This window comes from Candidatus Baltobacteraceae bacterium, assembly GCA_036559195.1.
Classification (GTDB): Bacteria; Vulcanimicrobiota; Vulcanimicrobiia; order Vulcanimicrobiales; family Vulcanimicrobiaceae; genus JALYTZ01.
Window position 1 is genome coordinate 1 of the sequence record DATBTN010000008.1, and the last position, 9,632, is coordinate 9,632.

Sequence of the window (9,632 nt, forward strand, 5' to 3'; positions counted from 1 at the left end):
AAGACGCACGCGATGTCGATGGACGAGGTCGACGAGCTGATTCGCGAGCGTCTCGGCCGGAAGATTCGCATTGCGGGCGCGTGCATTGGTACCGACGCGCACACCGTTGGGATCGATGCGATTCTCAACATGAAGGGCTACAAGGGCGACTACGGGCTCGAACGCTATCACATGTTCGACGTGTTCAATCTCGGCAGCCAAGTCTCGGTTGAAGAGTTCGTGCATTTTGCGAAGGAGAAGGAGATCGACGCGATCCTCGCTTCGCAAGTGGTGACGCAAAAGGGCAGCGATATCAAGAACTTCACCGCGCTCGTCGAATTGCTCGAAGCCGAAAGCCTCCGCGATCGCATCGTACTATGCTGCGGCGGCCCGCGCGTCACCAACCTCATGGCCACCGAACTCGGCTACGACGCCGGCTTCGGCCGCGGCACCCTCCCCAGCGAAGTAGCCGCCTTCATAGCCACCGAACTAATCCACGCCCATGCTTCAACAAGCTCAGCATGACAAGCTCTCGTGCTTCGACAAGCTCAGCATGACAAAGAGCGCGCTTGTCATCCTGAGCCTGTCGAAGGACAGCGCGTCACGCCCTCATGCTTCGACAAGCTCGGCATGACAAGCATGACAAACGCATGAGTGCGGTGCCGGCGGTGGTTGTGCGGGCGGCGCGGATTGCGGCGCGCGATCATCAAGGGGTGGTTGGGTACCGGATCCATCGCGCGAATAGCTTGCATGCGGGGCTCTATCATCGCACCGACGATGTGGAACTCGCGGTCGTTTTCGAGAACGATCGCTTGGTGAAGGTGCGCGTGCTGCGCGACGCGACCGACGGCAAGCCCGCGAGCGATGCCGCCAAGGCGCAGCTCGCCGCAACGCTCGAACAAGGCGCTCCCGGTCAAGGCTTCGCTGTCCCGTTCGATGCGCGCAACTTCGCGGACTACCGCTTCGCGGTCGCCGACGCGAGCACCGTTCGCTTCGTCAGTATCGAGCGCGACGCGCGCCATGGCGACGGCACGTTCTCGGTCGATCCCTCCGGTGCCGTCGTCACCCTCAGCTACACGCCCGACGTGTTGCCGAAGTACGCCACCTCGGCGCTGATCGTGGACCAGCGCGCTCAGGTCTTGCCGAACTTCTGGGCCACCGCGCACGAAACGCAGCGCTACGACGGCCGGTACGGGCCCTTTCGGGGCAGCGCCGTCGTGAGTACCGACGAGGGCGGATTTCAGCGTTTCCCCAATACGGCGGCCGCACTCGCGGCCTTGGACGCGGGCCGAATCTAAGAGTAGATGGCGGCGGGTCTGTCGTACACCAAGCCAATGCTCTCCGATCTCCTGGGCTGGTTTACCGGCAAGGACGTCAATCGCCGGAAGTATTCGCGAAAGCGCAAGCCATATCGCGCGACGTTTTCCATTGACGGCGGGGTGACGCAAAAACCGGCGATCGGGCTGGATATCAGCGGCGGCGGGCTCTGCGTGCTCACGCAAGAGTCGGTCGGCCGCGACGAGTTTGAAGTGCGGGCCACGCTCGATAACCGGCTCGTGCGCGTGCGCGCCAAATCGGTGTGGCAAGATACGGTGTCGCACCAGGGTAAATCGGTGTGGCGCTACGGCATGCGCTTTACGGGCGTTTCCGCCGACGATTGGGATGCGATCGTCCGCTACGCCAACGATGAGGCCGTTGAAGATTCGAATAAGGCGCAGGAAGAACTCACGACCGTCCGCATGACGCCCGACGACGCGAATCGCTTGCTGCCGACGAAGCTGCAGCAGCGTTTGCTGCAAATGCTCGTCGATCGCCGCCGGCTCGCGCCGCTCAAAGAGAGCGTCACGCCGCTGGTGCAATATTTTTACTCCGGCGTCGTTCGCCAAGAAGGCAAGATGATGCATCGCCTCACGATTCAATCGAAGGTCGTCGGCGGCGAAGGAGGCGAACTGTTCGAGACGCGTTTCGTCTTCGACGATCGCGGCGACACGATTTTAATCCTCAACTAGTCTTCCAAAGGAACACCGTGGGCAAAACCGCACTCATCACCGGCGTTACCGGTCAAGACGGCTCGTATCTTGCCGAGCTGCTGCTCGAACAGGGCTACCGCGTCGTCGGCATGACGCGCCGTACGTCGACCGACGTGCACGAGCGCATCGCGCATATCGTGGACGATATCGAGTTCGTCTCGGGCGATCTGCTCGACCAAAGCTCGATCACCGCCATCGTCGCGAAGATCAAACCCGACGAGGTCTATAATCTCGCGGCACAATCGTTCGTGCCCACGTCGTGGAATCAGCCGGTGCTCACGGGCGAATTCACCGCACTCGGCGCGACCCGCGTGCTCGAAGCGATTCGCTCGGTCGATACGAAGATTCGCTTCTATCAAGCATCGAGCTCCGAGATGTTCGGCAAAGTGCAAGCGGTTCCGCAGAACGAAGACACGCCGTTTTATCCGCGCAGCCCCTACGGCGTGGCGAAAGTCTACGGTCATTGGATCACGATCAACTATCGCGAATCCTACGATATGTTTGCGGTCAGCGGCATCCTCTTTAACCACGAAAGCCCGCGCCGCGGCAAAGAGTTCGTTACGCGCAAGATCTCCGATGCGGTCGCGCGTATCAAGCTCGGGCTCGCGAACGAATTGCGGCTGGGCAATCTCGATGCGCAGCGCGACTGGGGCTTTGCGGGCGATTACGTTCGCGCGATGTGGCTGATGCTGCAGCAGGACGCGCCCGACGACTACGTGGTCGCAACCGGCCGCACGCACACGGTGCGCGAGTTTTGCCGAATCGCGTTCGAAGCGGCGGAGTTGGGATCGTACGAAAAGTACGTGAAGGTGGATCAGAGGTTCATCCGTCCCGCCGAGGTGGAATTGCTTATCGGCGATCCGGCTAAGGCCAAGCGCCAACTCGGCTGGGCGCCGGAGGTGTCGTTTGAGGCGCTCGTGCAGATGATGGTGGAAGCGGACATCGCGCGCCTGCACTCGCTCGCGAAGGTTTAGCATGCGCGCGCTCGTCACCGGCGCGAGCGGTTTCGTTGGCGGCTATCTCACGCGCGCGCTGGCCGAAGCCGGCTACGACGTCTGCGCCGCCGGCGGTCCGCACGACGCCGATATGTTGGCCATCGATCTCGCCGACGAAGATTCGCTGCACGCGGCGTTCGATATCGCGCGCCCCGATGTCGTGTTCCATCTCGCGGCGCAAACGTTCGTTCCCGATTCGCTCGCTTCGCCGCTCGCAACCTACGATGCGAACGTGCTCGGAACCGCGAGATTGCTGAGCGCCCTGCGGGCGTACCGCGAGCGAACCAAGCACGATCCGCGGCTGCTCTTCACGAGTTCCGCGGAAGTCTACGGCCGGCAGGCCGACGACGCGTTCCCGCTGCGCGAATCGCTCGCGCCGAATCCGGCGAATCCGTATGCGGCGAGCAAGGCTGCGGCCGAAGCCGTCGTGCTGGGTGAGGTTCGCAGCTACAGCATCGACGCGATCGTCACGCGCGCGTTCAATCACATCGGGCCGGGGCAAAGCGACCGTTTCGTCGTCGCGTCGTTCGCGGCGCAACTGGCGCGCATCGCGTGCGGCGGCGACTCGAAGCTCATGGTCGGCAACCTCAGCGCGCAGCGCGATTTTCTCGATGTGCGCGACGTGGTTGCGGCGTACGTTGCGCTCGCGAAAGACGGCGTCGCCGGCGCGACCTACAACGTGTGCAGCGGCGCGCCGACGAGCATCCAAACCGTTCTGCGCGAACTCATCCTCGCCGCACGCGTCCCCGTCGAAGTCCGCGAAGACCCCACGCGCATGCGCCCGTCAGACGTCCCCGTCTTCTACGGCAGCAACGAATCACTCCGCGCCACCACCGCCTGGCAACCCCACATCCCCCTACGCCAATCCCTCCGCGAAATCTACGACACCGCCCAAGCTCATGCTTCGACAAGCTCAGCATGACAAACAACTGTGGTGTTGACTATAACTAAGGACAAGGAACAACCCCATTTGTCATCCTGAGCCTGTCGAAGGACGGCAAGCTCATGCTTCGACAAGCTCATGCTTCGACAGGCTCAGCATGACAACGGTGCCCCATTTGCTTTGTCATCCTGAGCCTGTCGAAGGACGGCGAGCTCGGTGTGACAAGGCTCGGCGTGGGGGTGGGCGGAACGTAATGCGGCGTGAGTGATCGACAGAATGATGAGTTTCAGGCGTTCGTCTTTAAGAATCGCGGCGCGCTGCTGACGATTCCGGCGGCGTTGTTGGCGGCGTTTGGAAAACCTAGCGCGCTGAGCGTGACGTTGGGATTGCCGATCGCGCTGGCGGGCGAGCTCGTGCGCTGTTGGGCCGTTGGGTATTCGGGCGTGACCACGCGCGGCGACCATGTTGAAGCGCCCGAGCTAATCTCGGCTGGGCCGTACGCGCACGTGCGCAATCCGCTCTACGTGGGCAATTTTATTACGGCGGTTGGCTTCGCGATCGCGTTTACCGGGAAGAACTCGTTCGCGCAGAAGCTCGTGCTGCGAGCGGCCGCGCTCGGCGTGATGGCCGGCGTGTATGCGACGATCATTCCGCATGAAGAACAGTTCTTACGCAAGGAGTTCGGCGCGGCGTTCGACCGGTATTGCGAAGAGGTTCCCCCGCTGATTCCGCTGGCCGATCCCGTGGCCGGCGGCAACGGTACGTGGAAGCCGGAAGTGATTCGATCGGCCGAGAGCAAGACGTTCGGGAGTTTCGCAGCGATGCTTGCGATACTGGCGTTTAAGGGCCGCAAGGGGTAGCGCTTCGCCGCTGCGTCCTTCGTCCTTTCGTCCTTCGTCCTTCGTCCTTCGACAAGCTCAGGATGACAAAAGGCATGACAATGTGATGACAATGGCATGACAACTAGGCGGCTGGTTCTGGCTTTGGGGCTTACGGCGGGGGTGGCGGCGCTGGAGTTTTGGGGTGGACTGCGGTCGGGGAGTTTGGCGCTGCTTACCGATGCGGTGCACGTCTGTATGGATGTGTTTGCGTTGGGGCTCGCGCTCGCGGCGCTTATCGGGGCACAGCGGCCGGCGAATCGGCGCAAGACGTTTGGATACGGGCGGCTCGAAGTGCTCGGCGCACTCGCAAACGGAACGCTGCTCTTCGCGGCAACCATCGTTATCGTTGTCGAAGCGGCGCACCGGTTCGTCGCGCCGAACGCGCCGCAGGGCGCGTTGATGTCGCTCGTGGCGTTCGCCGGTCTCGTCGTCAACGTGACGGTCGGTCTGCTGCTCTTGCGCGATGGCAAACACAATCTCAATGTTCGAGCGGCGCTCTATCACGTCGCCGGCGACACGCTCGGTGCGTTCGCGGTAATCGTGGGCGGTCTCGTCATTCTCGCGACGCATCGCGCGTGGATCGATCCGCTGCTCTCGCTCTTCGTCGCGGCGATTATCGTGATCGGCATCGTGCGCGTGCTGCGCGACGCGACCGACGTGCTGCTCGAAGGCGCGCCGCGCGGCGTCGATACGGCGGAGGTGCGCGCGCGGTTGAGCGACGTCGCCGGCGTGGTGGAAGTGCACGACCTGCATCTGTGGTCGATCGGTACCGGCGCCCGCGCGCTCTCCGCGCACGTGTTGCTCGACGATCGGCGCATCAGCGAGGCCACGTTCGTGTTGCGCGAGATCGAAGGGCTGGTCCGCGATCGCTACGCCGTGACGCACCTGACGATCCAGTTCGAATGTGAGTCCTGCGAGCCCGACGACCGCGTCATCTGCACGCAGCGCGGCACCGCCGGCTAGGCGACAAAAATCGCAAAGGCGGGGTTCGGGGGCGACTCGAACTTCGGACAGGTTATGAGTTCATCCATGCGTTCGAAAGCCGTCGTTCTCGCCACCGCCCGGACCCCGTTCGGCAAGCTGGGTGGCGCTCTCTCGCCGCTCGAGGCGACGACCCTCGGGTCGGCCGTCGTCGTGGCCGCGCTCGCACGCGCCGGGATCGACCGGGGCGACGTGGAGCACGTCATCATGGGCCACGTCATCCAGGCGGGCGCCGGACAGAATCCGGCGCGGCAGGTCGTCTTCAAAGCCGGCCTCGCGAAGACCGTGACCGCCGAGACGGTGAACAAAGTCTGCGCCTCCGGGCTGCTCGCGCCGGTCAACGCTGCGCGGCTGATTAGCGAAGGCAGCAACGCCGTGGTGGTTGCCGGCGGCATGGAGTCGATGTCGAACGCGCCGTATCTGTTGAAGGACGCGCGCAGCGGATATCGCTTCGGCGATGGCCGCCTGATCGATGCGATGATTCACGACGGGTTGTGGGACTACTACTTCCCGATGACGATGGCCACGCAAGGCAGCAAAGTCGCGAACGAACTCGGCCTGACGCGTGAAGAGCAGGATCGCTTCGCGTACGAAAGCCATCACCGAGCCGCGCAAGCGCACGACGCCGGCAAATTCGCGAACGAGATCGTTGCGATCAACGTCGCGACCAAAGCGAAGGGCAAGATCGTCGTCGACAAACTTCCCGAACCGGCGCGCGCGCGCGTTCCGGTCTCGGCGGGCTCCTCGAACGGCGCCGCCGACGACGTATGGTCGCATCAAGCATCGCCCGAGTTTACGCTCGATTACGCCAAGTGGGCGCCGTTCGTAACCGGCGACGTTCCGCACGTCACGATGGATCGCGACGAAGCCGTGCGCATCGACGCGAGCGTCGAAGCGATGGCGAAACTCAAGCCGCTCGAAAAGGACGGCACGATTACCGCCGGAAACGCGCCCGGCGTCAACGATGGTGCGGCCGCGCTCGTGCTAGCGAGCCCCGAATACGCGAAGTCTGCGGGCGTGGAAGTGCTCGGACACATCATCGACCACGCGACCGTTGCGTGGGATTCACCCTACATCGCGCTCACGCCGGCGATGGCCGCGCAGAAGCTGCTCGCGCAGAACGGCCTAACCAAAGAGCAGATCGACGTGTGGGAAATTAACGAAGCGTTTTCGTCGGTCGCGCTGACCTCCGCGCGCAAACTCGGTATCGATCCGGCCAAGATCAATCTGCTGGGCGGTGCAGTCGCGATGGGTCATCCCATCGGTGCGTCGGGCGCGCGTTTGATCGGAACGGTCATTCACCAGTTACGTGCCCGCGGGGGCGGCCTCGGCGTCGCTGCGATCTGCAGCGGCGGCGGACAGGGCGACGCCGTACTGATTCGCGTCGACTAGTGCGGATTGCAATACTCGGTGCCGGGCAAATGGGCTCCGGCATCGCGCAGGTTGCTGCGGCCGCGGCGAACGATGTCACGCTCGTCGATCGCGACGAAGCGAGCGTTCAGCGCGGCTACGCTTCGATTGAGAAAAACCTCGCGCGCGGCGTTGAGAAGGGCCGCCTGACGCCCGAGCAGCGCGGTTCGATTCTCGACCGCATTACGACGGCGCACGCCATCAACGATATGGACGTCCAGATCGCGATCGAAGCGGCGACCGAACGGCTCGATCTCAAGCTCGAACTCTTCCGTACGCTCGATCGCGCGACGCCGCCCGAAGCGATTCTTGCCAGCAACACGTCGTCGATCTCGATCACCACGCTCGGTGCGGCGACGAGCCGCCCGGCAAACGTTATCGGCATGCATTTCATGAACCCCGTGCCGGTGATGGCCCTCGTCGAGATCATTCGCGGCATCGCGACCTCGCAAGCGACCTACGACTTCACGGAAGCGCTTTCGAAAGATCTCGGCAAGACGCCGGTCGAAGTGCGCGACTTTCCGGGCTTCGTTTCCAACCGCGTGCTGATGCCGATGATCAACGAAGCGATCTACGCGCTCTTCGAGGGCGTCGGTTCGGTTGAATCGATCGACACCGTGATGAAGCTCGGCATGAATCATCCGATGGGTCCGCTGCAACTCGCCGACTTTATCGGGCTCGACACGTGTCTAGCCATTATGGAAGTGCTTCACGACGGTTTCGCCGACTCGAAGTACCGCCCGTGCCCGCTGCTCAAGCAATACGTCGCAGCCGGCTGGTACGGCAAAAAATCCGGCCGCGGATTCTACGCGTACACCTAGGCGATGACGTTAACGGAGCGAGTCGCGTTCGATTTGAGCGACGATCAGCGGCAGATCGGGGCGCTTGCAGCGGAGATCGCGCAACGCGAGATCGCCCCGCACATCGCGCGCTGGGATAAAGAACACGCGTTTCCGCGCGAGTTATACGCGAAGCTAAACGCCGCGGGCCTTATGGGTCTGCTGGTTCCCGAAACGTACGGCGGCCCGGGTTCGGATTACGTGTCGTATGCCTTAGCCGTTGAAGAACTCGCGCGCGTGGATGCCGGCACGGCCGTTACCGTCTCCGTGCACTCGATGATTTGCGCCGCGATTACGAAGCTCGGCAGCGAAGCACAGAAGCAGAAGTACCTTCCACAATTAGCCGGCGACGATACGATCGCCGGTTTTGCGTTAACCGAACCCGATGCCGGCTCCGATGCCGGCGCGATTCGCAGCACGGCAAAGCGCACCGAGCGCGGCTACGTTTTGAACGGCCGCAAGCAATGGTGCACGAACGGCAGTTACTCGGGCGTGATGATGGCGATGTTTCGCACGGGCGAGCCCGGGCCGCGCGGCGTGAGCGCGTTTCTGGTTGAGAACGCAACGCCCGGTTTTGCGGTGGAACGCGTTACCGAGAAGCTCGGAATTCACACGAGCAATACGTGCGATATCGCGTTCGATAACGCAACGGTTCCCCACGACGCGCTGCTCGGCAACGAAGGCGAAGGCTTCGGCGGCGCGATGATCGCGCTGCAAGGCGGCCGCATCGGCATCGCCGCGCAAGCGTGCGGTATTCTGGCCGCGTGCTTGGATGCATCGGTGAAATTCGCGAAGGAGCGCTCCGCGTTCGGGCGCCCGATCGGCGCGTTCGAGGGCATCTCGTTCAAGATCGCGCAGATGGCGACCGATCTCGATGCCGCGCGTTTGCTCACCTATCGCGCGGCCGCGCTGTGCGACGCGGGCCGCGAATACGTGACCGAAGCGAGCAAAGCCAAACTCTTCGCATCGACCGCCGCCCGCAAACACGCCGCCGAAGCCGTGCAGATTCACGGCGGCTACGGCTACACCACCGAGTTCCCCGTCGAACGCTACTACCGCGACGCCAAGATCACCGAGATCTACGAAGGCACCTCCGAGATCCAACACATCATCATCGCCCGCTCACTCCTAGGCAAACTATGAAGACTTCACTTGTCACCCTGAGGCAAAGGCAGGGCGACGCGAGATACCCACTTGTCACCCTGAGCCTGTCGAAGGGCGACGCTCGAGACCAGCTCATGCTTCGACAAGCTCAGCATGACAAAAGCGAGACCCTGAGCCTGTCGAAGGGCGACGCACGAGACCAGCTCATGCTTCGACAAGCTCAGCATGACAAAGACAGGGCGACGCGAGGTACCAACTTGTCACCCTGAGCCTGTCGAAGGGCGACGCCAGATACAAGCGCGTGCTTCGACAAGCTCAGCATGACAAAGACAATTGTCACCCTGAGCCTGTCGAAGGGCGACGCACGAGACAAGCTCATGCTTCGATAGGCTCATGCTTCGACAGGCTCAGCATGACAAACCAAGCACACATCGTAACCGAACGAAACGAAGGATAGAACAGATCGTATGAACTTGATGGAGTATCAGGGAAAGGAACTCTTCCGGCGCGTTGGGATTCCCGTGCCCCGC

Annotated in this window: 10 protein-coding genes; all 10 read left to right on the plus strand. The window is 62.7% G+C overall.

From position 1 onward, the window contains the following. Positions 1-504 (plus strand): cobalamin-dependent protein (locus VIG32_01045; GenBank protein HEY8296596.1); only part of this gene is annotated, 504 nt, incomplete at its 5' end. A 134-nt stretch (positions 505-638) separates the two neighbouring features. Continuing rightward, positions 639-1,277 carry a hypothetical protein gene (locus VIG32_01050; protein HEY8296597.1) on the plus strand — a complete coding sequence of 213 codons (639 nt, stop codon included), beginning with the start codon at positions 639-641 and terminating at the stop codon, positions 1,275-1,277. A gap of 6 nt (positions 1,278-1,283) precedes the next feature. Next, positions 1,284-1,988, plus strand: a complete 705-nt coding sequence (locus VIG32_01055; GenBank protein HEY8296598.1) for a PilZ domain-containing protein — start codon at positions 1,284-1,286, stop codon at positions 1,986-1,988. Between the two features lie 17 nt (positions 1,989-2,005). Continuing rightward, on the plus strand, positions 2,006-2,983 hold the full coding sequence (gene gmd, locus VIG32_01060) for a GDP-mannose 4,6-dehydratase (GenBank protein HEY8296599.1): 978 nt from the start codon (positions 2,006-2,008) through the stop codon (positions 2,981-2,983). Between the two features lies 1 nt (position 2,984). After that, complete coding sequence (locus tag VIG32_01065; protein HEY8296600.1) at positions 2,985-3,926, plus strand: GDP-mannose 4,6-dehydratase; 942 nt, start codon at positions 2,985-2,987, stop codon at positions 3,924-3,926. A 221-nt stretch (positions 3,927-4,147) separates the two neighbouring features. Next, positions 4,148-4,747: an isoprenylcysteine carboxylmethyltransferase family protein gene (locus tag VIG32_01070; GenBank protein HEY8296601.1), complete on the plus strand. Its 600-nt coding sequence runs from the start codon at positions 4,148-4,150 to the stop codon at positions 4,745-4,747. A gap of 96 nt (positions 4,748-4,843) precedes the next feature. Next, on the plus strand, positions 4,844-5,731 hold the full coding sequence (locus VIG32_01075) for a cation diffusion facilitator family transporter (protein ID HEY8296602.1): 888 nt from the start codon (positions 4,844-4,846) through the stop codon (positions 5,729-5,731). A 66-nt stretch (positions 5,732-5,797) separates the two neighbouring features. Then, positions 5,798-7,141 carry a hypothetical protein gene (locus VIG32_01080; protein ID HEY8296603.1) on the plus strand — a complete coding sequence of 448 codons (1,344 nt, stop codon included), beginning with the start codon at positions 5,798-5,800 and terminating at the stop codon, positions 7,139-7,141. Continuing rightward, entirely contained in the window at positions 7,141-7,980 is an 840-nt protein-coding gene (locus VIG32_01085; GenBank protein ID HEY8296604.1) for a 3-hydroxybutyryl-CoA dehydrogenase, read from the plus strand. Before VIG32_01080 ends, VIG32_01085 begins: the two co-directional genes overlap by 1 nt. A 3-nt stretch (positions 7,981-7,983) precedes the next feature. Then, on the plus strand, positions 7,984-9,141 hold the full coding sequence (locus tag VIG32_01090; GenBank protein HEY8296605.1) for an acyl-CoA dehydrogenase family protein: 1,158 nt from the start codon (positions 7,984-7,986) through the stop codon (positions 9,139-9,141). Positions 9,142-9,632: the final 491 nt, after the last annotated feature.

Excerpts from the sequence above, each read along its gene's own strand:
- VIG32_01055 (HEY8296598.1), top strand. The coding sequence starts at position 1,284 with ATGGCGGCGGGTCTGTCGTACACCAAGCCAATGCTCTCCGATCTCCTG.
- VIG32_01065 (HEY8296600.1), top strand. The coding sequence starts at position 2,985 with ATGCGCGCGCTCGTCACCGGCGCGAGCGGTTTCGTTGGCGGCTATCTC.
- VIG32_01075 (HEY8296602.1), top strand. The coding sequence starts at position 4,844 with ATGACAACTAGGCGGCTGGTTCTGGCTTTGGGGCTTACGGCGGGGGTG.
- VIG32_01080 (HEY8296603.1), top strand. The coding sequence starts at position 5,798 with ATGCGTTCGAAAGCCGTCGTTCTCGCCACCGCCCGGACCCCGTTCGGC.
- VIG32_01090 (HEY8296605.1), top strand. The coding sequence starts at position 7,984 with ATGACGTTAACGGAGCGAGTCGCGTTCGATTTGAGCGACGATCAGCGG.